The organism is Kitasatospora sp. NPDC001527, assembly GCF_040298605.1.
In the GTDB taxonomy this organism is placed as follows: domain Bacteria; phylum Actinomycetota; class Actinomycetes; order Streptomycetales; family Streptomycetaceae; genus Kitasatospora.
This window is the reverse complement of the sequence record NZ_JBEPAM010000023.1, coordinates 87,291-113,942: the sequence shown is the minus strand read 5'-3', so window position 1 is coordinate 113,942 and position 26,652 is coordinate 87,291. Positions and strand designations below refer to the sequence as shown.

General features: G+C 74.0%; 17 protein-coding genes, 2 pseudogenes and 1 riboswitch. Of the genes and pseudogenes, 5 read left to right on the top strand and 14 right to left on the bottom strand.

Translation table 11 applies throughout. The annotated features are described in order from the left end of the window. A pseudogene (locus ABT238_RS21575) lies at positions 1-168 on the top strand (ABC transporter ATP-binding protein); the annotation flags it as partial. A gap of 54 nt (positions 169-222) precedes the next feature. Then, positions 223-2,781 (top strand): ABC transporter permease, encoded by a 2,559-nt coding sequence (locus tag ABT238_RS21570; protein WP_350775443.1) that lies wholly within the window; start codon positions 223-225, stop codon positions 2,779-2,781. Positions 2,782-2,962: 181 nt separating this feature from the next. Here the strand turns inward: ABT238_RS21570 and ABT238_RS21565 are convergent, their stop codons facing one another. The 7 genes from ABT238_RS21565 to ABT238_RS21535 form a co-directional block, all read right to left on the bottom strand. Further along, a complete protein-coding gene (locus ABT238_RS21565) occupies positions 2,963-4,333 on the bottom strand; it encodes an NAD(P)/FAD-dependent oxidoreductase (RefSeq protein WP_350571877.1) in 1,371 nt (456 codons plus the stop codon). A 428-nt stretch (positions 4,334-4,761) separates the two neighbouring features. Next, positions 4,762-5,703, bottom strand: a complete 942-nt coding sequence (locus ABT238_RS21560; RefSeq protein ID WP_350571874.1) for a Ppx/GppA phosphatase family protein — start codon at positions 5,701-5,703, stop codon at positions 4,762-4,764. Next, positions 5,700-6,371, bottom strand: a complete 672-nt coding sequence (locus tag ABT238_RS21555; protein WP_350571881.1) for a DUF501 domain-containing protein — start codon at positions 6,369-6,371, stop codon at positions 5,700-5,702. Before ABT238_RS21555 ends, ABT238_RS21560 begins: the two co-directional genes overlap by 4 nt. Continuing rightward, positions 6,343-6,843 carry an FtsB family cell division protein gene (locus ABT238_RS21550; protein WP_350571872.1) on the bottom strand — a complete coding sequence of 167 codons (501 nt, stop codon included), beginning with the start codon at positions 6,841-6,843 and terminating at the stop codon, positions 6,343-6,345. The genes ABT238_RS21555 and ABT238_RS21550 overlap by 29 nt, the downstream gene beginning before the upstream one ends. Positions 6,844-6,992: 149 nt before the next feature. Further along, entirely contained in the window at positions 6,993-8,279 is a 1,287-nt protein-coding gene (gene eno / locus ABT238_RS21545) for a phosphopyruvate hydratase (RefSeq protein ID WP_350551731.1), read from the bottom strand. A 254-nt stretch (positions 8,280-8,533) separates the two neighbouring features. Next, positions 8,534-9,481, bottom strand: coding sequence for a transglycosylase family protein (locus ABT238_RS21540; protein ID WP_350571870.1), 948 nt, complete (start codon positions 9,479-9,481; stop codon positions 8,534-8,536). 5 nt (positions 9,482-9,486) lie between these two features. Beyond that, positions 9,487-9,635, bottom strand: a riboswitch (cyclic di-AMP (ydaO/yuaA leader). A 231-nt stretch (positions 9,636-9,866) separates the two neighbouring features. Then, complete coding sequence (locus ABT238_RS21535) at positions 9,867-11,168, bottom strand: cytochrome P450 family protein (protein WP_350571868.1); 1,302 nt, start codon at positions 11,166-11,168, stop codon at positions 9,867-9,869. Positions 11,169-11,388: 220 nt separating this feature from the next. On the opposite strand from ABT238_RS21535, the gene ABT238_RS21530 reads away from it, so the two are divergent. Beyond that, positions 11,389-11,811, top strand: a complete 423-nt coding sequence (locus ABT238_RS21530; RefSeq protein ID WP_350571866.1) for an SDR family NAD(P)-dependent oxidoreductase — start codon at positions 11,389-11,391, stop codon at positions 11,809-11,811. A 16-nt stretch (positions 11,812-11,827) separates the two neighbouring features. On the opposite strand, the gene ABT238_RS21525 is transcribed toward ABT238_RS21530, so the two are convergent. Further along, positions 11,828-12,952 (bottom strand): nucleoside triphosphate pyrophosphohydrolase, encoded by a 1,125-nt coding sequence (locus tag ABT238_RS21525; RefSeq protein WP_350571864.1) that lies wholly within the window; start codon positions 12,950-12,952, stop codon positions 11,828-11,830. Between ABT238_RS21525 and ABT238_RS21520 the strand changes: the two are divergent. Next, positions 12,912-13,742, top strand: a pseudogene (locus tag ABT238_RS21520) (phosphatase PAP2 family protein); the annotation flags it as partial. The gene ABT238_RS21525 and the pseudogene ABT238_RS21520 sit on opposite strands and share 41 nt — an antisense overlap. Positions 13,743-13,928: 186 nt before the next feature. Here the strand turns inward: ABT238_RS21520 and ABT238_RS21515 are convergent. From ABT238_RS21515 to ABT238_RS21495, 5 genes are all read right to left on the bottom strand, one after another. Further along, complete coding sequence (locus ABT238_RS21515) at positions 13,929-14,588, bottom strand: response regulator (protein ID WP_502884400.1); 660 nt, start codon at positions 14,586-14,588, stop codon at positions 13,929-13,931. A 76-nt stretch (positions 14,589-14,664) separates the two neighbouring features. After that, positions 14,665-16,077, bottom strand: a complete 1,413-nt coding sequence (locus tag ABT238_RS21510) for a sensor histidine kinase (protein ID WP_350571860.1) — start codon at positions 16,075-16,077, stop codon at positions 14,665-14,667. Between the two features lie 593 nt (positions 16,078-16,670). Beyond that, on the bottom strand, positions 16,671-18,278 hold the full coding sequence (locus tag ABT238_RS21505) for a protein kinase domain-containing protein (protein WP_350775381.1): 1,608 nt from the start codon (positions 18,276-18,278) through the stop codon (positions 16,671-16,673). Continuing rightward, entirely contained in the window at positions 18,275-19,045 is a 771-nt protein-coding gene (locus ABT238_RS21500) for a hypothetical protein (RefSeq protein WP_350775364.1), read from the bottom strand. The genes ABT238_RS21505 and ABT238_RS21500 overlap by 4 nt, the downstream gene beginning before the upstream one ends. 167 nt (positions 19,046-19,212) lie before the next feature. Beyond that, the gene (locus ABT238_RS21495; RefSeq protein WP_350571854.1) at positions 19,213-21,369 is read right to left on the bottom strand and encodes an N-6 DNA methylase; all 2,157 of its coding nucleotides are present in this window, start codon (positions 21,367-21,369) and stop codon (positions 19,213-19,215) included. 243 nt (positions 21,370-21,612) lie between these two features. Here ABT238_RS21495 and ABT238_RS21490 point away from each other — a divergent pair, with 243 nt between their 5' ends. Next, positions 21,613-22,260 (top strand): DUF4352 domain-containing protein, encoded by a 648-nt coding sequence (locus ABT238_RS21490; RefSeq protein WP_350571852.1) that lies wholly within the window; start codon positions 21,613-21,615, stop codon positions 22,258-22,260. A gap of 126 nt (positions 22,261-22,386) precedes the next feature. Here the strand turns inward: ABT238_RS21490 and mfd are convergent, their stop codons facing one another. Then, a complete protein-coding gene (mfd, locus tag ABT238_RS21485) occupies positions 22,387-26,037 on the bottom strand; it encodes a transcription-repair coupling factor (RefSeq protein WP_350571850.1) in 3,651 nt (1,216 codons plus the stop codon). Between the last annotated feature and the right edge of the window lie 615 nt (positions 26,038-26,652).

Below are 26,652 nucleotides of genomic sequence, written 5' to 3'. Positions count from 1 at the left end.
CTCGGCCAGACCGTCGTCATGGTCACCCACGACCCGGTCGCCGCCGCCTACGCCGACCGCGTCGTCTTCCTCGCCGACGGCCGCATCGTCGACGAGCTGGTCCAGCCGACCGCCGACGCCGTCCTGGACCGCATGCGCCGCTTCGACGCCAAGGGCCGCACCAGCTGACGCCCCGCGTCCGCCGCCCGACCCTTCGTTGACCACAGGACCCCAGGACACCCCATGTATCGCACCGCACTGCGCAATGTGCTGGCCCACAAGGGCCGACTGCTGATGACGGCGCTCGCCGTCATGCTGGGCACCGCCTTCGTGGCCGGCACCATGGTCTTCTCCGACACCTTCGGCAAGGCCATGCGGGAGAACAACTCCAAGAGCTACTCGGACGTGTCGGTCCAGGTCATCGACACCGCCGCCGGCGCCACCGCGACCGCCCGGGACAAGAGCGACAAGAGCCCGGTCACCCTGACGGACGCCACCGTCCAGCAGCTCGCCGCGCTGCCCGGCTCGGCGAGCGCCCGCGGCGTGGTCAGCGGCTTCACCGGCGTCGCCGACAAGAAGGGCACCCTGATCGGCCAGCCCTGGACGGCCAGGGGCGCCAACTTCGCGCCCGGTCCGGACGGCAAGGACGCCCGCTACCCGATGGCCGAGGGCCAGGGCCCGAAGAACGGCAAGGAGATCGCCCTCGACCGGAAGACCGCCGACAAGGGCGGCTACAAGGTCGGCGACACCGTCCGGGTCGGCTCCAACGGCCCGGTCCTGGAGGCGAAGCTCACCGGCATCTTCACCACCGACGACCCGGTGGCCAACAGCGGCGGCACCCTCACCCTGTTCGACCGCGCCACCGCCCAGCAGCTGCTGCTGGAGCCCGGCCGCTACAGCAGCGTCGTGCTCGCCGCCAAGCCCGGCACCAGCCAGGACGCCCTGCTCTCCGAGGTGAACCAGAAGCTCAAGCCGGAGCAGCAGATCGAGGTCCGCACCGGTGCCGAGCTGAAGGCGGAGGACGAGCGGCTGATCGAGAGGAGCAGCGAGAGCATCCGCACCATGCTGCTCGCGTTCGCCGCGATCTCGCTCTTCGTCGGCATCTTCATCATCGCCAACACCTTCACCATGCTGGTCGCCCAGCGCACCAAGGAGCTGGCCCTGCTCCGCGCGATCGGCGCCAGCCGCAAGCAGGTCACCCGCTCGGTGCTGGTCGAGGCGCTCGCCATCGGGACCCTCTCGGCCGCGGCGGGTCTGGTCGCCGGCCTCGGCGTCGGCGCCGGGATGCAGTCCCTGATCGCCACGATGGACGACGGCATGCCGACCGCCTCGCTGGTGGTCAAGCCGATGACCGTGGCGGTCACCCTGATCGTCGGCATCCTGGTCACGGTGCTCTCCGCACTGCTGCCGGCCGTCCGCGCCGCGCGGATCGCCCCGGTCGCCGCGATGAGCAGCGGAGACCAGCCCACCAGCCAGAAGTCCCTGGTGGTCCGCAACGCCATCGGCTCGCTGCTGGCCGCCGCCGGCATCGCCCTGGTCGCCTTCGGAGCCTCGAAGGGCAACTCCGACGGCCGGATGCCGATCGCGGTCGGCGCGCTGCTCGCCGTCCTGGGCGTCTTCGTCCTGCTGCCGCTGCTCTCCCGCCCGGTGATCGCCCTGGTCGGCCCGGTCCTCGGCCGGCTGTTCGGCACCCCCGGCAAGCTGGCCCGGCAGAACGCGGTGCGCAACCCGCGCCGCACCGCCGCCACCGCCGCCGCGCTCACCATCGGCCTGACGCTGGTCAGCGGTCTGACCGTGATCGGCGCCTCGGTCGCCGACACCCTCGACCGGACGGTCACCAGCTCCATGAAGGCCGACTACCTGGTCTCCGCGGCCAACGGGATGAGCCTGTCCGACAAGGTCCCGGCCGAGGTCGCCAAGGCCCCCGGGGTGGCCGCCTCCTCGCCGCTGACCACCGTCTACTGGGAGCTCAACGGCTCCGGCCGGCAGATCACCGGTCTGAACGGGGAAAGCCTCGACAAGCTGGTCTCGGTGACGATGAAGAGCGGCTCGATGGCCGCCGCCGCCCAGGGGAAGCTGCTGGTCGACGAGGACGTCGCGAAGAAGCTGGGCATCGGGACCGGGTCCACCGTCGACGTCACCTTCGGCAACGACACCAAGGGCTCCCTGACCGTCGGCGGTGTCTACGAGAAGGGCGGCCTGCTCGGCGGGGCCCTGCTGGCCAACAGCGAGATCGTCAAGCACGAGCCGCAGCCCTACCTGAACAACGTCCTGGTCAAGGGCACCGACGGGGAGAGCGACGCGCTGAAGAAGGCGCTCAAGGACGCCACCGGCGCCAACCCGGTGATCGAGGTCAAGTCGCGCCAGGACGTCCGGGACGACTTCAGCCAGACCATCACCTTCGCGCTGAACCTCATGTACGGCCTGCTGGCGATGTCGGTGATCGTCGCGATCCTCGGTGTGATCAACACCCTGGCGATGTCGGTCTTCGAGCGCAAGCGCGAGATCGGCATGCTGCGGGCGATCGGCCTGGACCGCTCCGGCATCAAGCGGATGGTCCGTCTGGAGTCCGTGGTGATCTCGGTGTTCGGCGCCGGCATCGGCATCCTGCTCGGCTGCTTCATGGCCTGGGCGATCAACGGCACCCTGAAGTCCAGCCTGCAGGGCATGGCCACCGTGGTCCCCTTCGGCCAGCTGCTGCTCTTCCTGGCCCTGGCCGGCCTGGTCGGCCTGGTGGCCGCCTTCTGGCCCGCCCGCCGGGCCTCCAAGCTGGACATCCTGGCCAGCATCAAGACCGACTGACCGTCGGGAGTGACGAGAAGGCCCCCGCCGGAGGGTTCGGCGGGGGCCTTCTCGTTCACTTCTGTACTCCGCCCGACTCGCACAGCCGGCTGAGCACCACGGAGGTCGTGGTCCGGCAACGCTGCCGGGCGGAGGGCCTCCGACTCATGCCCCGGTGCTCCCACACCGGGGTCCGCAGTCGTTACTTGCTGGCGAGCTCCTTGTCGGCGGCCGGCTTGGCGGCCTCGACGGCGGGCTTGGTGGGGGCCGTGACCTCCTGGATCGGCTGGTACGGGTTCTCCATCTGCGACAGGCCGACCATCTCGCGCTTCAGGAAGACGGCGAGGGTCCAGTCGGTGAAGACGCGGACCTTCCGGTTGAAGGTGGGGACCATGGCGCCGTGGTACAGGCGGTGGAACCACCAGGCCGGACGGCCCTTCAGCTTGTACTTGCCGAAGAGGATCGCGACACCCTTGTGCAGGCCGAGACCGGCGACCGCACCGAGGTTCTTGTGCTTGTACTCCTGCTGCGGGAAGCCGCGCATGCCGGAGATCACGTTGTCGCCGAGGACGGCGGCCTGGCGCACGGCGTGCTGCGCGTTCGGCGGGCACCAGGCGCCCTCACCGGCGGCGAGGTCCGGCACCTGGGCGTTGTCGCCGGCGGCCCAGACGTAGTCGAAGCCCTGGACCTGCAGGGTCGGCGCGGTGTCGACGTGGCCGCGCGGGCCCAGCGGCAGGCCGAACCGGGTCAGCACCGGGTTCGGCTTCACGCCGGCCGTCCACACGATGGTGGAGGCGTCCATCTCCATGCCGTTCTTCAGCACGACGTGGCCGTCGACGCAGGAGTCCATCGAGGTCTCGATGTAGACCTCGATGTTGCGCTCCTCGAGCTTCTCCTTGGTCCACAGACCGAGGTCCGGGCCCATCTCGGGGAGGATGCGGTTGGCGGCCTCGACCACGACGAAGCGCATGTCGTCACGGCTGACGGTCTTGTAGATCTTGGAGGCGTCGCGCGCCATGTCCTCGATCTCGGCGATCGTCTCGACGCCGGCGAAGCCGCCGCCGATGATGACGAAGGTCAGCGCCTTGCGGCGGACCGCCTCGTCCGTGGTGGACTCGGCCTTGTCCAGCTGCGCCATGACGTGGTTGCGGAGGGCGATGGCCTCCTCCACGGTCTTCATGCCGATGCCGTTCTCGGCCAGACCCGGGATCGGGAAGGTGCGGGAGACCGAGCCGGTCGCGACGACCAGGTAGTCGAAGGGCAGCTCGTACGAGTCGCCGGCCGCGGGCTGGATCGTGGCGATCTTGCGCTCGTGGTCCACACCGGTGACCGCACCGGTGAGCACCTCCGCGTTCTTCAGCGCGGTGCGCAGGGGCGCGACGAGGTTGCGGGGCGCGACGTTGCCGCCGGCCGCCTCGGGGAGGAAGGGCAGGTACGTCATGTACGACCGCGGGTCGACGACCGTGACGGTCGCTTCGCCGTAACGCATCTTCTTGAGGATGCGCATCGCGGCATACAGGCCGACGTAACCACCGCCGACAATGAGGATGCGAGGACGCTCCGTGGTGCTCATATCCGAAAGTATCCAGCACCGCTCGGAGCAGCCTTCGTGAGCCCGCTCACAAGCTTCTGGACCCCCTCTGCTACACTACGCGCCCCCGTTTCGACCCCCCGCCGGGCCCCTCGCGGCCCATGCGGCCACCCGGTGGGCACGCCCGTTCGGACGGCCCCGCTGAGCAGCAACGATCCATGACCCGGGCGGGTTCCCCTACAGGATTTCGATTTTCAAACCTCTGGCGGGCCGAAACCTGCGATCCAGGGGTCGTCACGCCGAGCGAGCCTTCGGTCCCACATATCGGACGGACCGGACCGCCCGGTGCGGCGAAAGGCTGGATCGCCATGTGAAGAAATTCACGAACATTCCCGCAGCGCCCCCGGCGCGCCCCGGCCCCGGAGCCCCAGGGGGGGCGTCCGGGGCCGGACGGTAAGTCCCGCACCTGTTCAGCGGGCGATGCTCCAGGCGATTCCGTCCAGGATGTCGTGCTCGCTGACGACCACCTCGGCGGCGCCCGTCCGCTCCATGATCTCCAGCAGTTCCAGCGCGCCGGCCGCGATCACGTCCACCCGGCCCGGGTGCATCGACGGGATCGCCGCCCGCTCGGCGTGGGTGGAGTGCAGCAGCCGGTCGGCGATCTCGGCGACCCGCTCGCGGGGGATCCGCGAGTGGTGGATCGCCTCCGAGTCGTACCGGGGCAGGTCCTGGGCGATCGCCGAGATGGTGGTGACCGTGCCGGCCAGGCCGACCAGGGTGGCCGCGCCGGTCAGCGGGACGGCCTCCTCGGCCCGGTCCAGCTCGGCGCGCACGTGCGCCCGCGCCTCGGCGATCCGCTCGTCCGACGGCAGCTCGGCGCCGCCGAAGTGCCGCTCGGTCAGCCGCACGCAGCCGATGTCCACCGAGCGCGCCGCCCGGACGTCCTCGGCCCCGAGCACGAACTCGGTCGAGCCGCCGCCCAGGTCGAAGACCAGGTAGGGGGCCGGGAACTGACCACCGGTGAGCTCCTTGGTGGCGCCGACGAAGGACAGGTGCGCCTCCTCCTCGCCGCTGACCACCTCGGGCTCGACGCCCAGGGCCGCCCGCACGCCGTCGACGTACTCGGCGCTGTTCTCGGCGTCCCGGGAGGCGCTGGTGGCGACGAAGCGGATCCGCTCCGGGCCCACCCCGAAACCGGAGATCACCTCGGCGTACTCGCGGCAGGCGGCGAAGGTGCGCTCCAGCGCGTCCGGGTGCAGCCGGCCGGTGCGGTCCACGCCCTGGCCCAGCCGGTTGATGATCATCCGCCGGTCGAGGTCGGTGATCGCCCCGGTCTCCGGGTCGAGGTCGGCGACCAGCAGCCGGATCGAATTGGTGCCGCAGTCGATCGCGGCCACCCGGGTCGTGCTCACGCCCCGTCCTCCCCCGCCTCGTCCGACTCCTGCGCGGCCCGCTTGGCGGCGCGCTCGGCGGTCTTCTGCTCCTTGGCCGCGATCACGGCCGCGTGGTCCTGCTCCTTGGCCCGGTTGCGGGCCACCCGCTCGCCGGCGGCCGTGACCTCGGCGGCGGAGACGCACGGGCCCTTGGCCCACCAGTCCTCCAGCATGCCGATCGCCTCGTCGCCGAGCGGGTTGACGCCCTCGCCGGCCGCCAGCGAGTGGCCGACCAGGACGTGCAGGCACTTGACCCGGTCCGGCATGCCGCCGGCGCTCGGGAAGCCCTCCAGTACCTCGATGGCGTCCCGGCGGGCGATGTAGTCCTCGTGCGCCTTCTGGTACGCCGCGGCCAGCTCCGGGTCCTCGGCGAGCCGGGCGGTCTGCTCCTTCATCACGCCGTCCGCCTCCAGGGTGCCGATCAGCGAGGCGGCCTTGGGGCAGGTCAGGTAGTACAGCGTCGGGAACGGCGTGCCGTCCGGCAGCCGGGGGGCCGTCTCCACGACGTCCGGGTTGCCGCACGGGCAGCGGTGGGCCACGCCGCGCAGGCCGCGCGGGACCCGGCCGAGCTGTGCGGCGATCGCCGCGACGTCCTCGTCGGAGACGGTGGGGTGGTTCTCAGTGGTCATGGGAGGAGCTGTCTCCAGCGGGGGCGGGGGCGGGTGGTGAGGGAGGGGCGGACTGCCCCGGGGCGGCGGGGGCCACCGGTGCGGCGGCGGCAGCGGCGTCCACGGAGTCCCAGACGCTGGCGTACCAGGGCCGGGCAGCCTTCGCCGGACCGGCCGCCGGGCCCTGCGCGGGCGGCGGCGCGCCCAGCGCGGACTTCGCCGCGTCCTGGGCCGCCGGGTCGACCGCGATGTACGGGGTCTCCCCCGGCATCGCGTAGTGCAGCCGGGTGCGGGCCTGCGCCTTGACGTACTCCGGGTCCTGCCAGCGGGCCTTCTCCCGGCGCAGCTGCTCGACCTCCTGCCGGGCGTGCTCGGCCCGGGCGCGCTGCGCCGAGATCTCCGAGCGCTGCGAGACGAACTGCCGCGTCGGGTAGGCCAGGATCGCCACCAGTGAGCAGAGCACCAGCACGAGGACGGTCGCCCGGCTCGTGAACCGAGGCCGGGCGGCCAAGCCCGGGATCCTCCAGCCTGCCATCTGCGGTGTCCCCTCCTGGTCGCGACGGTGCCCCGCCGTCCACCCTACGGGGTGAACGGCGGGGCACCGGTCAGGCGTGCGCTACCGGGCGTCCGGCGATACCGGCCGGGCGCCGCCGGGCGGGCTCAGCCCTCGTGCTTGAACCGCGGGAAGGCGCCGCGGCCGGCGTACTCGGCGGCGTCGTCGAGGATCTCCTCGATGCGCAGCAGCTGGTTGTACTTGGCGACCCGCTCGGAGCGGGCCGGGGCGCCGGTCTTGATCTGGCCGCAGTTGGTGGCGACGGCCAGGTCGGCGATGGTGACGTCCTCGGTCTCGCCGGAGCGGTGCGACATCATGCAGCGGTAGCCGTTGCGCTGGGCCAGCTCGACGGCGTCCAGGGTCTCGGTCAGCGAGCCGATCTGGTTGACCTTCACCAGCAGCGCGTTGGCGGTGCCGGTCTCGATGCCGCGGGCCAGGCGGGCCGGGTTGGTGACGAACAGGTCGTCGCCGACCAGCTGGACCTTGTCGCCCAGCTTCTCGGTCATGGCCTTCCAGCCGTCCCAGTCCGACTCGTCCAGCGGGTCCTCGATGGAGACCAGCGGGTAGGCGGCGACCAGGCCGGCGTAGTACTCGATGAGCTCGGCGGAGGTGAGCGCCTTGCCCTCGAACTGGTAGGCGCCGTCCTCGTAGAACTCGGAGGAGGCGACGTCCAGGGCGAGCGCGACGTCCTTGCCCGGCACGTAGCCGGCCTTCTGGATGGCCTCGACGATGAGGTCCAGGGCCTCGCGGTTGGAGTCCAGGTTCGGGGCGAAGCCGCCCTCGTCGCCCAGGCCGGTCGACAGACCGCGCTCCTTCAGCACGCCCTTGAGGGTGTGGTAGACCTCGACGCCCCAGCGGACGGCCTCGGAGAAGGACTCCGCGCCGATCGGGGCGATCATGAACTCCTGGATGTCGACGTTGGAGTCCGCGTGCGAGCCGCCGTTGAGGATGTTCATCATCGGGACCGGCAGGACGTGCGCGTTCGGGCCGCCCAGGTAGCGGAACAGCGGCAGGTCGCTGGCCTCGGAGGCGGCGTGCGCGACGGCCAGCGAGACGCCCAGGATGGCGTTGGCGCCGAGCGAGGACTTGTCCGGGGTGGCGTCCAGGTCGAGCATGGCCTGGTCGATCAGGCGCTGCTCGGTGGCGTCGTAGCCGACCAGCTCCGGGCCGATCTGCTCGATGACGGCCAGGACGGCCTTCTCCACGCCCTTGCCGAAGTAGCGGTTCTTGTCGCCGTCGCGGAGCTCCAGCGCCTCGAAGGCACCGGTGGAGGCACCCGACGGGACGGCGGCACGGCCGGTGCTGCCGTCGTCGAGGCCGACCTCGACCTCGACCGTGGGGTTGCCGCGCGAGTCGAGAATCTCACGGGCTACGACGACATCGATGGACGGCACGAGGCATCTCCTAGCGGAAGCAGGTTCGGCTGACGGTGGGTGCAGTCGGCCGGACGATTGCGGAGTCGTTACGACCAGAGCCTAACCGCACGGGCTGTCCGGGCCACGTCGACCTCGGCTCCGTCTCAGCGTGTGGCCCGGCTACCCACCGGTAGTTCACCTGGTTGCCCGGCCGGAGAGGTCCGGATGCGGACGAAGGGGGCCCAATCGGCCCCCTCCGTCCGCTCGGCCGGACCTCGCCGGTCGAACGGGTGTCAGCCGAGGGTCAGGACCTGGCCGGGGACGATCAGGTTCGGGTCGGCGCCGATGGTGCCGCGGTTGCCGTCGTACAGGGCGTGCCAGCCGCCGGAGACGCCCTGGCCGGCGGCGATCCCGGCGAGGGTGTCGCCGGAGCGGACGGTGTAGCCCTGGCCGGCCGACTGCTGCGGGGCGGCGGGGGCGCTCTGGGCGGCCTGGCCGGCGTACTGCTGGTAGACGCTCTGGTGGCTGGTCCAGTACCAGGCGCCGTTGCTCTGGTACCAGTACACCTTGGCGTCGGCGTCCCAGCCGGCCTTGCCGGAGAAGGCCGGGGACTGCGGAGCCTGCTGCTGGACCTGCGGGGCCTGCTGCTTGGGCTGCGGCGTCTGCTGCTTGGGCTGCTGCTGGGCGCTCTGCGGCGCGTACTGCCGGGCCTGCGGCTTGGCGGCCTGCTGCTGCGGCTGGGCCTGCGGAGCGGCGGCCGGCTTCGGGGCGGCGGCCTTCGGGGTCTGCTGCTGCGGCTGGGCCTGCGGCTTCGGGGCGGCCGGCTTGGCGTCCGTCGAGGTGTCGACCGCCGCCGGGGCGCCGCCCTTGCTCAGGCCGGCCTTCTTGGAGCAGACCGGCCAGGCGCCCGGGCCCTGCGAGGCGAGGACCTTCTCGGCGACCGCTATCTGCTGCGCCTTCGAGGCCTGGTTGGCCTGCGGCGCGTAGGCGGCGCCGCCGTACGCCTTCCAGGTGCTGGGGGTGAACTGGAGGCCGCCGTAGAAGCCGTTGCCGGTGTTGATGCTCCAGTTGCCGCCGCTCTCGCACTGGGCGACCGCGTCCCAGGTGGAGACCGGGGCGGCGGAGGCGCCGGTGGCGCTCAGGATGGGCATGGCCAGCCCGACGCCGGCGACACCGGCGACGGCGATGGCCTTCTCGGCCTGGGTACGGCGACGGTGACGACCGGTTCCAACGAACAGCATGACGAGGTCCCTCTCCGCACGCCTGCGAGGTGAGCTGTCGGGTTCGGACCGGGAGGTGGCCCGGCCGCGCGGAGGCGGCTTCACCCCTAGCCGTGGGAGACGGCACGAAACCTGGTTCCCCCGCCCCTGCCCAGGGTTCTGGTCGGTTTCCCGTGACGCGGCGGGCAGGACTCGGCGTTCCGCGGACGGGGCCCGCAGCGGCGGGCTCCACGGAGAGTAGACAGATCTTCAGAGCAATCACAAGCTCATATCGTCGATATCACACGAACATCACGTCACGTGATGGATTGCCTACCAACCGAAGCGGTATGTCCGGATTGATGCGGGTTCAGACCCCTGTGAAACACGGTTCGGAGAGCATCCGTCAGCGTGTCGTGGGTGTCCGTCAGGCCTCGCAGGCGCCGCCGGGAACGGCCAGGTCAGGCCTTTTCTCCGGCGTGAATTCCACCGGAAGTTCACGAAGTCCACGCATGATCAGACCACCGCGCCAGCGCAGGTCCCCGGGGTCGGCGGCGAGCCGAAGGTCCGGCAGCCGGGTCAGCAGGGTGGCCAGCGCGGCCCGCCCCTCCAGCCGCGCCAGCGGCGCGCCGATGCAGTAGTGGATGCCGTGCCCGAACCCCAGGTGCGGGTTGTCCGTCCGGGCCAGGTCCAGGGTGTTCTCGTCGGCGAACCGCGCCGGGTCCCGGTCCGCCGCCGCGAGCACCACCAGCACCGGGTCGCCGACCGGGATCTCCACCCCGCCGATGGTCAGCGGACTGGCCGCGAACCGCCAGGTGGCCAGCTCCACCGGCCCGTCGTAGCGCAGCAGTTCCTCGATCCCGGTCTCCAGCAGCGCGCTCTCGCCGCGGCCGACCGACTCCTGGAGCAGGGCGCGCTGCCCCGGGTTGCGCAGCAGCGCGTACACGCCGTTGCCGATCAGGTTGACCGTCGTCTCGAAGCCGGCGAACAGCAGGATGAAGGCCATCGCCGCGGCCTCGTTCTCGGTCAGGTGCTCGCCGTGGTCGCTGGCCCGGATCAGCCCCGAGATCAGGTCGTCGCCGAGGTCCGCCCGCTTGCGGTGGATCAGCTCCGCCAGGTAGGCCCGCATCCGCTTCACCGCGCGCCCCACGCCGCCGCGCTGACCGCTGCCGTGGCCCGGTTTGGTGTGTCGCAGCATCATCCCGGCCCAGTCCCGGAAGTCGTCCTGGTCCTCGGCGGGCACCCCGAGCAGGTCGCAGATCGCGTAGATGGGGAGCGGGAACGCGAACTCGTGGATGAGGTCGGCGGACCCGCGGGCCGCGAAGCCGTCGATCAGCCGGTCGGTCAGCTGCTGCACCCGCGGCTCGAACGCCGCCACCCGGCGCGGCGTGAACGCCTTGGACACCAGCCGGCGCAGCCGGGTGTGGTCCGGCGGGTCGATGTTCAGCAGGTGCGTCATGAGGTCGGCCTGGCGCTCGCCCGGGATGCCGACCCGGCCGGTGCGGTGGGCCTGCTCGCTGTGGTGCACCGGGTTCTTGGAGAGCCGGCTGTCCGCGAGCGCCTGCCGGGCGTCCGCGTACCGGGTGACCAGCCACGCCTCCACCCCGCTCGGCAGGGTGGTCCGGTGCACCGGCTCGTGCTCGCGCAGCCACGCGTACGCGGGGTACGGATCGGCGGCGAACTCCCAGGTGAACAGGGGCGGGCGGGCGGGGTCGGGCTGAGCTGGCATGGGTCGACGGTATCCCGGGCGTGTCCGGGCCACCGCACGGCGTGCGCGCGGCCGTCGGGGCGGCCGTCGGGGCCGCGTCCGAAGCCCGTCGTGCACGGCAGGCGTGAGCCTGGTCACCTGAGGGGTAATTCCTGTTGCGGAGGGTCAGGACGTGCCTACGATCCTCCGCAAGATGTCCGTGGGCGCCGGTGCGGAGCCGCCCACAGGGAGGAGCAGGGCCATGCGGGACACCGGTTCGGTCGTCGTGATCGCCGTACTCGACGGCGGGTCGGGGGCTGACCTCGCCCGCCGGCTCACCGCCGCGGGGGCCGCCGGCGTGCTGATCGCCGACCAGCGGGTCGGGATCGCCGAGGACCTCGCCACCGAGCTCGACCGACCGGGCTGCCCGGTCGTCGGCGTCTGCGGGGACGTCCGCCGCCCCAGCGACGTCGCCGCGCTGGTCGACACCACCGAGAAGCACCTCGGCCCGATCGACCTGTTCTGCGTGGCCGGGCCGGGCGGCGAGCGGATCGTCTCGCTCTCCGACCTGCCCGACCACCTCGACCTGGAACGGCTCGCCGAGCTCGTCGCCCTGGTCGGCGAGGCGATCGGCGAGGTCGTCGTCCCGGCGCGGCGCCGTCCGCTGGAGGACGCCGCCGCCTGAGGCCCCGGCCGGCCCGCTACGGCGCGGGCTCCAGGCCCTCGGCGGCGCGCACCTCGTCCCGGTAGCCGCGCGCCGCGGCCCGCAGCGCGGCGTCCACGTCCACCCCGGCGTCGTGCGCGCGCTGCGCCACCGCGAGCAGCAGCCGGCCCGCCGACTCGGCCGTGAGCTCTCCGGGCAGCTCGTACGGCGCGTCCGGCACGCCCGTGAAGCCGGCCCGGCGCACCCGCGACACCAGCTTCGCCGCGTACGCGAGCGAGGGCAGCCCGGCCGGCACGCCGTCCAGCACCGACTCGCGCTCCGACTTCTCGGCGGCCTTGAGCGCCTCCCAGCTGGCCTCCACCTCGTCGGCGCCGCCCGCCTCGGCGTCGCCGAACACGTGCGGGTGGCGGTACATCAGCTTGTCGACGATGTCGCCCGCCACATCGTCGATCGAGAAGGCGCCGGTGGGGTGCTCCTCGGCGATCCGGGAGTGGAAGAAGACCTGCAGCAGGACGTCGCCCAGCTCCTCGCGGAGCATGTCGCGGTCCCCCTCCTCGATCGCCTCGACCAGCTCGTAGGCCTCCTCGACCAGGTACTTCACCAGGCTGGCGTGGGTCTGCTCGGCGTCCCAGGGGCAGCCGCCCGGCGAGCGGAGCCGGTCCATCACGGAGACCAGGTCCAGCAGCCGCGCGCCCGGCAGGTCGTAGGAGCCGGGCAGCACCTCGATCTCCGGCACCTCGCCGGCGTGCTCGACGGCGAGGCGGGCCAGCGCGTCGGTCAGCCCGGGGTCGCCGTCCGGGCTGCCCAGCCAGACGGTCGGACCGGCGGCCGGGTGGGCGGTGGCGGGTCGGGTGGTGGCGGGTCGGGTGGTGGCGGCGGGGCGGTCGGCCTCGGCGGGCCGGGCGGCCGGGAGGTCGGCCGGGCGGTCGGCCGGGGCCTCGGTGAGCAGCCGGGCCAGCGCGGGGGCGGAGCCGGGGGCCACGATCCGGACGTCGACGCCGGCCTGCGTCAGGGCGGGCAGCTGCGGGTGCGCCGGGTCGGCGGCGAGCACCCGTCCGGCGGACCGCAGCGCCTCCCAGGCGGGCCACGACAGCAGGCCGGGGGCCACCCGGTGGGTGGTGATGAGCAGGATCAGCTTCGCGCCCGGAGGATTCGTCGTCACACCCCGAACCTACCCGTCCGGCCCGCACCCCCGCCCCCGGGTCGTCCGGCTCGCACCAGCCGCGGGCCCGGGTGGGCGCGGGGGTGCGGACGGGGGCCGGGCGGAGGAGTCCGCATGGCTTGGCGTGGGCGTCAACCCTGACGATCGTCATGGTCCGCCCCTGTCTTTCGGGTCGGGTCCGGCCCCGGTCCGCACTCCTACCGTGCGTGGCATGACGAACACGCTCAGGAACAGAACGGCCTTCGCGGTGGTCCTGCTCGGTGCGGGAACCGGTGCGGTCGGGTGGCTGGCGCCGGGGCGCGCGGACGGGGACGGACCGGTCGAGGTGGTCACCGGCTGGTCCGCCGCCGGCTACCGCCGGGTGGCCGACACCGTCGCCGACGCACCGCCCGGGCTCGCCGACCTGCTGGAGCCCGCCACCGAGGCCGGGCTGCTGGTGCTGGGCCTGCTGCTGGTGCTCCGCTGGTGGACGGCGCGCGGGCGGCGGGCCGCCGACGCGGTCGCGGGCGTCGCGCTCACCGGCCTCGGCACCGTGCTCGCGTACGGGGCGAGCGAGCTGCTGAAGCTCGTGGTCGACGAGGAGCGGCCCTGCCGGGCGCTGGCCGCCCTGCCGTCCACCGCGCTCGCCGACTGCCCTCCGGCGGGCGACTGGTCGTTCCCCAGCAACCACGCGACCCTGGCCGTCGCGCTGGCCACCGGGCTGGTGCTGCTGCGGCCGCGCTGGGCGTGGCTGGTCATACCGGTCGGCCTCGGCACGGCCGCCCTGCGGGTCGCCGCCGGGGTGCACTACCCGCACGACGTGCTCGCCGGGGCGGCCCTGGGCGGGACGGTCACGGCGGCGGTGCTGGTCGCGCTGCTGCCGTCGGCGACGGCGGCGGTCGGCGCGCTGGGCGGGGTGCGGCTGCTCGGGCCGCTGCTGCTCCGTCCGCAGCGGCCGACGTCCGCCCCGGCGTCCGCTCCGAGGTCCGCCCCCGCGTCAGGCCGGCGGGCCGGCGGCCAGGCCGGCCTCGTGGGCGAGGACGGCGGCGGCCGCCCGGTTGGCCACCCCCAGCCGCGCCAGGACATTGCTGACGTGGGCCTTCACCGTGCCTTCCACCACCCCGATCCGGCGGGCGATCTGGCCGTTGGACAGCCCGGCGGCGACCAGCGCCAGCACGTCCCGTTCGCGGGCGGTCAGCCCGGCCACCCGGTGCTGCGCGGCGGCCCGGCGGTCGGCCGGCCCGCCGGCCCCGGTGGCGGCGAGGTGAGCCACCACCCGGGCGGCCACCCGGGGTGAGAGGTAGGCCGCGCCGCCCGCCACCGACCGGACGCCGGCGATCAGCTCCTCCGGCTCGCCGGACTTGATCAGGAACCCGTTGGCGCCCCCGCCGAGGGCCCGCAGGATGTAGTCGTCCTCACCGAAGGTGGTCAGCATGACGATCCCGGTCGCCGCCCCGGTGCGGGTGGTGACGGCGCTCCGCCGGATCTCCGCGGCGGCGGCGATGCCGTCCGTCCCGGGCATCCGGATGTCCAGCACGGCGACGTCCGGGCGGTGGCGCCGGACCAGTTCGACCGCCTCCCGGCCATCGCCGGTCTCGGCGACGATCTCGATCCCCGGGTCGGTGGCGAGCACGGCGCGCACCCCGGCCCGCACCATCGGCTCGTCGTCCGCGATGACCACCCGGATCGGGGTACGGGCCCCGTCCTCCCCTTCCACGCCGCTCACCGGGCGCTCACTGGATCAGGGCGTCCAGGGAGATCAGCACGTCGTTCCGGAAGCAGAGCCGGTACGCGTCCCCGGAACGGTCGTCGTTGAACGCCTCGGCCGTCATCGCGTAGTACTCGCACGTCACTCCCTCTCCGCTCGGTGGCGGGCTGCCCACGGACGGATGGTACGGAAACTGACGTTCCGGCAGAAATCGCTGGACGGTGGCGCGGTCCTGGCCGACGCGCAGCGCCGCGTAGTCGGCGGGGTCGAGGCGGGACCGGTCGGCCGCGTGGATCGTCCAGCTCCGCAGCACGGCGGTCAGGGCCAGGGCGACGGACAGCGGCACCAGCACCACGGCCGCCATCATCCGGCCCACCCGGCGCCGGGCGCGGCGCAGTTCCCGGGCGGGCGAGACCACGGCCGGCCGCGGCACCGGGCCGCCCACCGGGGCACCGGCGCGGGGCAGGTCGGCACGGACCTCGAATCCCCCGCCGTCGGCGCGGGGCCCGTGCCGGAAGGTGCCGCCGGCCAGCCGGACCCGCTCGGCCAGGCCGATCAGGCCGCGGCCGCCGGCCGCCGCGGCCCGGTCCGCCGGCGCCGTCGGGGACGGACCGTTGACCACCTGGACCATGGCGCCGTCCGGGGAGTACGCCACCCGCACCTCGACCGACGCCGCCGGGGCGTGCTTGGCGGCATTGGTCAGCGCCTCCTGGACCACCCGGTACGCGGCGTGCTCGGCCGCCCGCGGCATTCCCTCCGGCTCACCGGTGACGGTCAGCCGGACGTCCAGGCCCGCCGCGGCCGCCTCCGCCACCAGCTGCGGGACACCCGCGTCGGCCGGGCCCCGGGCGGCGTGCGCGTCCGTCTCGTCCCGCAGGACGCCGATCACCTCGCCGAGCCGCTCGACGGCGGCCGCGGCACCCGCCCGGATCTCCTGGGCCGCCTCCCGGTGCGGCGGGGCCAGGTCGGGCGCCAGCTTCAGCGCGCCGGCGCGCAGGGCGATCAGGCTGAGGTCGTGCCCGAGGGCGTCGTGCATGTCCTGGGCGATCCGGGCCCGCTCGCGCAGCCGCGCCTGCTCGGCCACCAGCCGCTGCTCCCGCTCGGCCCGCTCCGCACGTTCCCAGCCGGCCCGCACCAGCTCCTGCGACTGCCGCCAGAACCGGCCCACCATCCACGGCCCCATCCCGGCGCAGACCAGGACCGAGACCGCGGACGTCGCCCGCACCGACCAGGCCGGCACGACGATGGCCGCCACCGTCCCGGCCGTCACCAGGACCACCAGCAGCACGGCCGCCGACCGCACCCGCTCCATCCGCACTCCGGCCGCGAACGCCGCCGCGATCCCCGGCAGCATCCACCAGAGGGACACCTGGCTCAACCCCAGCCCTCCGGCCGCCACCACCAACAGCGCCCGCTCCACCCACCGCTCTCTCCACACCCACCCGACCCTACGGACCCCGGCCCCACCACGTATCTGCCGAAAGTCATGCCCCCGGCCACACGCAGCCGGCACACCGGACCCGAGCCCACCGGAGCGGAAAGACAGCTCCACCGACTTCCCATCCCGGTATCCCCGTCGGACGACCCCTGACCCGCCACCACCGGAAACGCGAGGACCGAACAGCGGCAGTGCCAGCCCCGCCGACCTCCCGCTCCCCCGTCCCGACCCGGGAAACGAGCGCACACCAGTCAGTGCGGGAAGCCGAGCTGGCCGACCTCCCGCGCCAACTCCGAGAACCCCCCATGGCAGCCAGCACGCCGGTGCCCCGATAGAGCGGCCCCGAGCCCACCGCCACCAGAAACCGAGGGCCGGACCCCGGCAGAGCAGGAAGGCGAGTAACGCCAGTCAGCGCACGAAGTCGAGCAAGCCGACATCAACGGACGCCCCTTGCTGCCCCAGCCCCGCGCTGGTGTACCGAATGGGCGACCCCAAGTCCGCCTCCATCAAGAATTGCGAGGCCAGCGTGGCAATGCCGGCCCTCGCCGGAGTGGGAAGTCGGACCGGCCGACTTCCTGCGCCAGGCCCGGGTGTCAGGGGGGTGGGGGCCAGGGGGTGGCGGTGGTGCGGTGGGGTTGGAGGGTGTCGAGGGTTTGGCGCAGGCGGCGGACTGTCGGGTGGTGGGGGCCCTCGCGGCGTTCGCGGTCGAAGAGGAGTTGGAGCAGCCAGGACCACGCCGCTTCCGTCTCGCCGAGCGAGGCCAGCAGGACGCCGATCCGCTCCCGGAGGTCCAGCAGCCGCTCCGGTTCGGTCTCCGGCCAGACCGCGAGCAGGGCCTGGTACTCGGCGAGCGCCTCCGCGCCGCGGCCGAGCTGTTCGAGGCACTCGGCGACGCGGTAGCGGGGTTCCAGGGCGCGGCGGCCGTGCGGGCCGCCCTCGACGGTGGCCACGAGCCGCCGGTACTCCGGGAGAGCCTCCTGGTGGCGCCGCTCCTGGAGCAGGGTGCGCGCGTAGATGGTGCGGACGGTGCGGACCATCGCCGCGCCGTCGCCTAGTTCGGAGCGACCGCGTGCCAGCAGCCGGGCGGCGAGGTCGAGCACCTCGGCGCGCCGGCCCGCGTCGACCAGGTCGGAGAGCCGGGCGCAGGCCGCCGCGAAGTCCTCCCCCGCCGCGACGGGCACTGCGACGGGCGGCACGGCGGCCATCAGGAACGGCTGCGGCGCCACCGGCGCGGGGCCCGAGGGCCGGGGCTGCGGCTGGAGCGGGTGCCGGTACGGCCGGGCCGGGTCGGGCAGCGCCCCGTACCGGGGCTGCGGCACGGGAACGGCGGCGGGCAGCAGCGGCAGCAGCAGCGCGAAGACCTCCTGCGCGTCGGCCGGACGGTCCCCGGGCCGCTTGGCGAGCAGGTCGAGGACCAGCCGCTCCAGCGGCGCCGGCACCTCCGGGCGCAGGTCGCGCAGCGGCACCGGCGGATCGTCGACGTGCCGGCGCAGCAGCCCGAGGGCGGTGGGCGCGCGGAACGGCCCCTCGCCGGTCAGCATCTCGTGCAGCAGGCAGCCGAGCGCGTACAGGTCGCTGCGCGGGTCGACGGTGGCGGACAGCGCCTGTTCCGGCGCCATGTAGGAGGGGCTGCCGATCGGGACGCCGGTGAGCGTGAGGCGGGTGGCCGTGGGGTCGATCGCGGTGGCGATGCCGAGGTCCAGCAGGACGGTCCGGCCGTCCTCCCGGACCATCACGTTGCTGGGCTTGAGGTCCCGGTGGACGACGGGCACGGCGTGGACGGCGGCCAGCGCGGCGCAGAGCTGGGCGGCCACCGAGACCGCGCGCTCGACCGGGAACGGCGCGTCCTCGGCGATGAGGTCGGCCAGGCTGACGCCGGACACGCGCTGCATGACGAGGTACAGCTCGCCGCCGTCCTCACCCGCGTCGAAGACGGTGACCAGGCCGGGGTGGTCGAGGGCTGCGGTGGTGCGGCACTCGCGCAGGAAGCGGTGGCGCAGCTCGTCGCCGTGCCGGCGGTGTCCGGCGGTGGTGGGGTCGGCGGCGCCGGTGGCGGCGAGCAGGTGGTCGGTGCGCAGCAGCTTGACCGCGACCGGGCGGGCGAGCCGTTCGTCACGGCCGGCCCAGACCTGGCCCATGCCGCCGTGGCCGATCTTCTCGGTGAGCTGGTAGCGGCCGCCGATCGTCCGGACGACGGTCACGAGCGGTCCTCACGGGCCTGACGGCGCAGCAGTTCGCCGAGTTCGCGCAGTTCGTCGGAGGTGGCGGGACCGGCACCGGCGGGAGCGGAGCCGCCCGCCCCGGGGCCGGCCGCGCGCACGGGCGGGTGGGAGATCGCCGACGGGTGGGAGTCGACGGCCGGGTACGGCGGGGCGGCCTGCGGGTACGGGGCGGCGGTCCCGTACGGCGGGGCGGACGGGTACGGCTGCACGGGCTGCGGGTACGTCCCGGCCACCTTGGCGGGCGCCGGGTAGCCGTACCCGGCCGGCGGCGGGTACGAGCCGGCCGGAACGGACGGCTGCGCGGGCCGGCCCGCCGACCAGACCACCTGGCGGTCCATCAGCAGGAAGTGCACCGGCGGGGTGAACCACATCAGCACCATCATCGTGGTGCCGATCCCGTCGGCGAGCGGGGCCTCGCCCTTGGGGTAGCTGCCGGCGATCCCGATGCAGATGAAGAAGGTGAGGAAGAGCCCGGCGTACACCACCGCGCCCAGGATGTCGTAGGCCCGGCGGCGGCGGAGCGCCAGCAGCAGCGACGGCACCATGCCGAGCAGGCCGACGGAGAGCAGCGGCGCGAGGACCACCAGGACCCGGCCGAGCACGCCGTACGGACCGGCCTGCCGTCCGGGGCCCGGTGGCGGAACGGCCATGGTCGGGGCGTAGGCCTGCGGCGCGGTACCGGGTATGCCGCCGGCCGGCGTGCCACCGGGCGGTGGGCCGAACTGCCCGGGGTACTGCCCTGACATGCGCGCTCCTGAGCGGGTGAGGACGACGGCGGTCCCGGCCACGGGACCGGTTCCGCACACCGTACCGCTCGCACCCGTCACGCTGGAGTCCTTCTGCCGCAGCCGCACCGCGCCCGAACCGCCCGCGCCCGGGCCCGCCCTTCACGCCCCGCGCGCCCGGTGCGGCGTCAGGGGGACCGCGGCGGTTCGGCGGCGCCGGCGGCGAGGGCGTCGGTGGCGGCCTGGGTGAGGGTGCGGCCGAGGGCGGCGGCGCGTTGCAGGGTCGCGTCGAAGGCGGCGAGCCGGGCGAAGGCCGCGCCGAGCCGGCGCTGCTCGGTGATCGGCAGGCGCGGCAGTTCGACCCGGCGGATGTCCAGGCGGGTGGTGGTGGAGGCGTGGCTGGCGGCCCGGCGGGCGGCGGCCGTGGAGCGCAGGTGGCCGGCCAGGAAGTCCGGGTCGAGGGCGGCCGGGTCGGGGCGCAGCAGGTGGAGCTGGCGGCCGAGCGCGGCGCCGGCGGGCGGGCCGTCCGGGCCGACGACGCGGGCGGCGGCGCCGCCGAGAGCGGGGACGAGGACGTCACCGGGCCGGGTCAGCACCCCGGTACCGGCGGCGTCGGGTGCGGCGGCGTGCCGGTCGAGGACGGCGCCGGGGGTGCTGCCGGTGATGAGGTCCTGGTCGGTGAGGACGGGGGTGCCGGTCGGATCGGCGCCGGCCGGCCGGGAGGGGACGCCCGCACCGGAGGAGTGCACCTCCAGCAGTCCGGAGCGGACCAGCTCCCCCAGCGTGGCCACGGCGACGCCGGCACCGCCGGCGCCGTCCGCCTCGCCGGCCGGCTCGGGCAGCAGCGTGCCGGGGTCGGCGAGCCCGGCCAGCAGCTCCGTCAGCCGGCCGCCGAGGTGGGAGAGTCCGGCCGCGCCGCCGGGCGGGGCGGCCGGGGGGACGTGGCGGGCGGGCGAGAGGTCGGTCTCGTCGTCGAGCAGGTCGATGGCCGCCACCGTCCGGTGCTGCCCGGGGCGGTCCGGGGGCAGCGGCAGGCCCTCGCGGGCGGCGAGGTCGAACGCCCGCCAGGCGTCGAGCACGGTGCGGCGCAGCTCGGGCCAGCGGACCTTGTCGCGACCGCCCTCGGCGACCTCGCCCGAGGTGGGCGAGGCCGAGGCGGCGTCCAGCAGCAGGACCTGGCGGAAGTCGTCGCCGGGGCGGGGGGCGCGCAGCACCCAGAGGTGGAGCGGCACCCCGTACGGCGGCGCGGCACCGGCCGGGAGCGCGACGACGGCCCGCAGCGCGCCGGAGCGCAGCAGCTCGGCGCGGACCCGGCGACCGGCCCGGCGGGCGGCGACGGTCGGCGGGAGCAGCAGCGCGGCGAGCCCGCCGGGGCGGGTGCGGGCGAGGCAGTGCAGCACCCAGGCGAGTTCGGACTCGCCGCGCGGCGGGACGAGGCCGCCGGGCCAGCGCCGGTCGAACTGCAGCTCGTCGTGGCCCCAGTCGCGCTCGTTGTAGGGGGGCTGGCAGAGCACCGCGTCGAAGGTGTGGCCGGTGTAGGCGTCGGCGCGCAGGGCGTCGCCGGGGCGCAGGTCGAGCGGGAGCGGGGCGGGGTCGGCGGCGGGCGCGCGCAGGGCGAGCCGGAGCCGGGCGAGCGCGGTGGTGACCGGATCGGCGTCCTGGCCGTAGCGGTCGGTGGTGGGCGGCAGGGCGAGCAGCAGCGCGCCGAGGCCGGTCGCGGGGTCGAGCACGGTGGCGGGGACGCCGGCGACGGCGGCGAGCAGTTCGGCGGCCTCCGGCGGGGTGGGGCTGAGCTGGCGGGTGTTGGCCTCGGCGTAGCGGGTGAGCAACTGTTCGAAGGCGTCGGCCGGACCGGCCGCGGCGGCGAGTTCGGCGAGCAGGCGGGCGAGGTCCAGTTCGGTGGAGCCGAGCAGGCCGGGCTGCCGCAGGCCGGCGGCGCCGTCGGGGCCGAGCACGGTGCGGGCGGTGTCGGCGAGGGCGCGCGGCAGGCCGGTGGCGAGCCTGGTGTCGGGCTGGTCGGCGAGCGCGCTCCAGTGCTCCGGCGCGCGGTGGTGCAGCAGCAGGACGGCGCCGGCCTGGACCAGCGGGGCGGCCGGGTGACCGGCCGGGTCGCGCAGGGTCTCGACGATCCGCCAGACCCGTTCCAGCAGCGGCAGTTCGGCGATCTTCCCCTGGGCGCGGAGCCAGGACTCCACCTCGGTGAGCGCGAAGGTCGGGCTGCTGTCGGTGCCGCCGACCGGGCGGGGGAAGTCGGGGTGCCGGCGGCGCCAGTTGCTGACGGCGGCACGGCCCACCCCGGCGAGGCGGGCGATCTCGACGGCGGTCACCTCGGGACGGTCCGGCATGGGGCTCCTTCGGCGGCGATCGGCGGCGGCGGAAGAACTGATGTGACCACACAGCATAGCCAGCACCGTCCGGCGCGGAGTTCACACGTGAACAGAGACATTTCACAAATGCCTGTTGACGTCGTTCACACCTCATGGTGTGATCTCTCCTGTCGACAGCACGACGGCACAGCAACACGCCGGGTCGGCACCGAGAACCGCAGAGACAGCCCCGCAGAGACAGCAGAGACAGAGGAGACAGCCATGTCCGTCACCACCCGCCGCACCCGCCGCACCGCCGCCCTGCTGGTCGGCGCCGCGCTCGTCGCCCTCACCGCGACGGCCTGCGACTCCACCGGGGGCACGTCCGTCTCCACCGAGCCCAAGCAGACCGCCGCCGCCTCGGCCCCGGCGGCCGGCGACAGCGGCGCGGCGGCCAAGCCCGCCGACGGCAAGCCCGCCGACGGCAAGCCGTCCGAGGCGGCCAAGGCCCCGGCCAAGATCGGCGACACCATCGCCCTCAAGGGCACCCTGGAGAAGGGCAACACCGCCGACGTCACCGCCGTGAAGGTGGTCGACCCGGCGGAGAGCACCAACGAGTACCTCACCGCGGCGGACGGCAAGCACTACGTCGCCGTGCAGTTCCAGATCAAGGTGACCGGCTCCAAGGCGTACAGCGAGGCCCCGTGGAGCAGCGCCAAGGTGATTGACGGCCAGGGCCAGGCCTATGGCCCGACGCTCGCCGACACCAAGGCCGGCCCGTCCTTCCAGACCCCGACCAACATCGCCAGTGGCGAGACGGGCAAGGGCTTCGTGGTCTTCGAGGTGCCCGACGGCACCAAGCTGGACAAGGTCCAGTTCTCCCTGGACAACGGCTTCGCCGACCAGGTCGGCCAGTGGAAGATCGGCTGACGGCCCTGTTCACAGCCCCGGGCACGCCACGCCCCGGCCCGCATGCCGGCCCGCCGGCCCGCCGGCCCGAACGACAACGGCGGCCTCGGGCTCACCGCCCGAGACCGCCGCACCCGGCGGGGCCGGTTACTTCCTGGCCCCCGCCAGGTCGTCGAACATCGTCGACAGGAACTCCCGGCACCACGCCAGCAGCTCCCGCCCGACCAGCGGCTTGCCGCCGATCCGCCCGGTGGACGGACGCGGCACCAGCAGCTGCTGGGCCGCCGCCTTCACCTGGCTGCGCGGGTAGAGCCGGTTCAGCCGCAGCTGCTGCGACTCCCGCAGCTCGACCGGCCCGAACCGCACGTTGGAGCCCTGCAGGGTGATGTCCGCGATGCCGCACCGCCGCGCGTACAGCCGCAGCGCCGCCACCATCAGCAGGTTCTCCACCGGCTCGGGCAGCTTGCCGTAACGGTCGACCAGCTCGTCCCGGACCTGCGTGATGTCCTCCTCCGAGTTGACCGCCGCGATCGAGCGGTAGGCCTGGAGCCGCAGCCGCTCCCCCGGCGCGTAGTCGTGCGGCACATGGGCGTCGACCGGCAGCTCGATCTTCACCTCCAGCGGCTCCTCCTCCGGCTCGCCGCCGCCCGCCAGCGACTCCCGGAACTCGGCCACCGCCTCGCCGACCATCCGCATGTAGAGGTCGAAGCCGACGCCCGCGATGTGCCCGGACTGCTCGCCGCCGAGCAGGTTGCCCGCGCCGCGGATCTCCAGGTCCTTCATCGCCACGTACATGCCGGCGCCCATCTCGGTGTGCTGGGCGATGGTGGCCAGCCGCTCGTGCGCGGTCTCGGTCAGCGGCTTCTCCGGCGGGTACAGCATGTAGGCGTACCCGCGCTCCCGCCCTCGGCCCACCCGGCCGCGCAGCTGGTGCAGCTGGGAGAGGCCGAAGGTGTCGCCGCGCTCGACGATGAGGGTGTTGGCGTTGGAGATGTCGATGCCGGACTCCACGATCGTGGTCGACACCAGGACGTCGAACTCCTTCTCCCAGAAGTCGACGACCACCTTCTCCAGCTGGGTCTCGCCCATCTGTCCGTGCGCGGTGGCGATCCGCGCCTCGGGCACCAGGTCCTTCAGCCGGGCGGCCGCCTTGTCGATCGACTCGACCCGGTTGTGGATGTAGAACACCTGTCCCTCGCGCAGGAGTTCACGCCGGATCGCCGCCGAGATCTGCTTCTCGTCGTACGGCCCGACGAAGGTCAGCACCGGGTGCCGCTCCTCCGGCGGGGTGGTGATGGTGGACATCTCGCGGATCCCGGTGACGGCCATCTCCAGGGTGCGCGGGATCGGGGTCGCGGACATGGTGAGCACGTCCACGTTGGCCCGCAGCTTCTTCAGCTGCTCCTTGTGCTCGACGCCGAACCGCTGCTCCTCGTCGACGATGACCAGCCCGAGGTCCTTGAAGCGGGTCTCCGAGGAGAACAGCCGGTGGGTGCCGATGACGACGTCCACCGAGCCCTCGAACAGCCCCTCCAGCACGGCCTTGGCCTCGCTGTCGGTCTGGAAGCGGGACAGCGCCTTCACGTTCACCGGGAAGTTGGCGTACCGCTCGGCGAAGGTCGAGAAGTGCTGCTGCACCAGCAGCGTGGTCGGCACCAGCACCGCCACCTGCTTGCCGTCCTGCACCGCCTTGAAGGCCGCGCGCACCGCGATCTCGGTCTTGCCGTAGCCGACGTCGCCGCAGATCAGCCGGTCCATCGGGACGGACTTCTCCATGTCCGACTTGACCTCGGCGATGGTGGTCAGCTGGTCCGGCGTCTCCGCGTACGGGAAGGCGTCCTCCAGCTCCCGCTGCCACGGGGTGTCCGGGCCGAAGGTGTGGCCGGGCGCGGCCATCCGGGCCGAGTACAGCTTGATCAGGTCGGCGGCGATCTCCTTGACCGCCTTCTTGGCCCGCTGCTTGGTCTTCGCCCAGTCCGCGCCGCCGAGCCGGTGCAGCGTCGGGGCCTCGCCGCCGACGTACTTGGTGACCTGGTCGAGCTGGTCGGTCGGCACGAACAGCCGGTCGCCGGGGTGGCCGCGCTTGGCCGGCGCGTACTCCAGCACCAGGTACTCGCGGGTGGCGCCCTGCACGGTGCGCTGCACCATCTCCACGTACCGGCCGACGCCGTGCGCCTCGTGCACCACGTAGTCGCCGGACACCAGGGCCAGCGGGTCGATCGCGTTGCGGCGCCGGGACGGCATCCGCCGCATGTCCTTGGTGGAGGACTTCTGGCCGGACAGGTCGGTCTCGGTGACCACGGTCAGCCTGAGCGCCTCGTCGACGAAGCCGTACTCGATCGAGCCGCAGGAGACGTGCACGACGTCCCGGGTCGGCGCCTCGGACAGGTCGGCGACCAGCCGGGCCGGGATGCCCTCGTTGCCGAGCACCTCGGCGAGCCGCGAGGCCGGGCCGTGCCCCTCGGTCACCATGACGACCCGCCAGTCGGCGGCCAGCCGCTCCTTGGCGTCGGCGATCGCCCGCGCGGTGTCGCCCCGGTAGGCCTCGACCGCGTGCATGCCGAGGGTCAGGGTGTTGGCGTCGCCGTACCCGTCGGCGGCACCGACCGCCGGTACGCCGTCCGCCGAGGCGTCGCTGGTCGCGAACGGGCTGACCGACCACCACGGCAGGCCGATCTCGGCGGCGTGCTCGCGCACCTCGGCGAGCGAGCGCAGCGAGGCGGCCGAGACGTCGATGGTCTCCAGGTCGATCGGCCGGTCGCCGCCGGCCGCGGCCGCCACCCAGGAGGCGTGCAGGAACTCCTGACTGGTCGCCACCAGGTCGGCGGCCCGGGTCCGGACCCGCTCGGGATCGCAGACCACCGCGACCGAGCCGAGCGGCAGCACGTCCAGCAGCAGCTCCATGTCGTCGACCAGGACGGGCGCCAGCGACTCCATGCCCTCGACCGCGATGCCCTCGGCGATCCGGTCCAGGATCTCGGCCAGCCCCGGGTGCTCGGCGGACAGCTCGGCGGCCCGCGCCCGCACCTCCCCGGTCAGCAGCAGCTCGCGGCAGGGCGGCGCCCACAGGCCGTGCTCGGCGATCTCCAGCGACCGCTGGTCGGCCACCTTGAAGTACCGGATCTCCTCGACGTCGTCGCCCCAGAACTCCACCCGCAGCGGGTGCTCCTCGGTCGGCGGGAAGACGTCCAGGATGCCGCCGCGCACCGCGAACTCGCCGCGTTTCTCGACCAGTTCGACCCGGGAGTAGGCGGCCGCGGCGAGCCGCCGGGCGATCTCCTCCAGATCGTGCGACTCGCCCCGCTGGACCGCCACCGGCTCCAGCTCGGCCAGCCCCTTCACCTGCGGCTGGAGCACCGAGCGGACCGGCGCCACGATCACCTGCACGGGCCCGGCGGCCGGGTCGTCGGCCCGGGGGTGGACGATCCGGCGCAGCACGGCGAGCCGGCGGCCGACCGTGTCCGAGCGCGGCGAGAGCCGCTCGTGCGGCAGCGTCTCCCAGGCCGGGAACTCGGCGACCGCGTCCGGCGGCAGCAGCGAGCGGAGCGAGGCGGCGAGGTCCTCGGCCTCCCGGCCGGTGGCGGTGACGGCCAGCACCGGGCGGCCCCGCTCCCCGGCCGCCTGCCCGGCGAGGGCGCGGGCGAGCGCGGCGATCGCGAACGGCCGGGCGGCGGGCGGGCCGACCAGGTCGAGGTGCCGGCGGCCACCGGCCGCGGCACCGGGGGAGGTCGCGGCCTCGATCGCCTCGGCGAGGGCGGCGTCCCGCGCGACGACATCGAGCAGTCCGGTCAGGCTCATCTGGAGTCTCTTCTTCGTCCCGTGGCTGGTGCTGCCCAAGCGGCCAGAGGCCCGTCCGGGCAACGCGAACGGCCCGGCGCGCCGAGCGGCCGGGGGTCTCCAGCCTACGCCGCGCGGCCCACCCGCACCCGGCGTGCGGGCGGGGGCCGGACGGGGCCGGATCCGGCGCGGACGAACGACCGGCCGCGCGCTGCCGCTCCGACCGTTTTGCCGGACCGTTTCCCGGCCGTCGCGATCTGCCACGAACTGGACATACTCCTGTCACTGCCCGTCCATGGAGATCGCGCACCATGGTGAATGTGCCCGCCGCACCCAACCGTGGGGGATGGCTGCGGGGGCACGGTCGCACACCCGATGGGGGTCGGGAGTGCGAGGCCGGGCGACCCTGGGTGGGGGCGCCCGCCCACACGCCGGGAACCGTGGCGTCCTTTCCTGGAGGGCGCCACGGGTCTCGGCCTCACGCGTTCCCCGGCCCGGCGCCCCGCTTCCGGCCCTCCCCTTTCCGGCCCCTTCCGGCGCGATCCCGGGAAAACCCGCGCGGGCAGGCCCCGCTCCCTACCCTGATGTGAAGACCGTGTGGGGGCGCCCGGAGGGGCCAGGGGGCGTCCGCGATGG

What these genes read in the sequence shown, in the direction of transcription:
- mfd (WP_350571850.1), bottom strand. Translation starts at nt 26,037, where the DNA reads ATGAGCCTGACCGGACTGCTCGATGTCGTCGCGCGGGACGCCGCCCTC.
- ABT238_RS21565 (WP_350571877.1), bottom strand. Translation starts at nt 4,333, where the DNA reads ATGAGCACCACGGAGCGTCCTCGCATCCTCATTGTCGGCGGTGGTTAC.
- ABT238_RS21490 (WP_350571852.1), top strand. Translation starts at nt 21,613, where the DNA reads ATGTCCGTCACCACCCGCCGCACCCGCCGCACCGCCGCCCTGCTGGTC.
- ABT238_RS21540 (WP_350571870.1), bottom strand. Translation starts at nt 9,481, where the DNA reads ATGCTGTTCGTTGGAACCGGTCGTCACCGTCGCCGTACCCAGGCCGAG.
- ABT238_RS21495 (WP_350571854.1), bottom strand. Translation starts at nt 21,369, where the DNA reads ATGCCGGACCGTCCCGAGGTGACCGCCGTCGAGATCGCCCGCCTCGCC.
- ABT238_RS21500 (WP_350775364.1), bottom strand. Translation starts at nt 19,045, where the DNA reads ATGTCAGGGCAGTACCCCGGGCAGTTCGGCCCACCGCCCGGTGGCACG.
- ABT238_RS21535 (WP_350571868.1), bottom strand. Translation starts at nt 11,168, where the DNA reads ATGCCAGCTCAGCCCGACCCCGCCCGCCCGCCCCTGTTCACCTGGGAG.
- ABT238_RS21530 (WP_350571866.1), top strand. Translation starts at nt 11,389, where the DNA reads ATGCGGGACACCGGTTCGGTCGTCGTGATCGCCGTACTCGACGGCGGG.
- ABT238_RS21570 (WP_350775443.1), top strand. Translation starts at nt 223, where the DNA reads ATGTATCGCACCGCACTGCGCAATGTGCTGGCCCACAAGGGCCGACTG.
- ABT238_RS21515 (WP_502884400.1), bottom strand. Translation starts at nt 14,588, where the DNA reads ATGGTGCGGGCCGGGGTGCGCGCCGTGCTCGCCACCGACCCGGGGATC.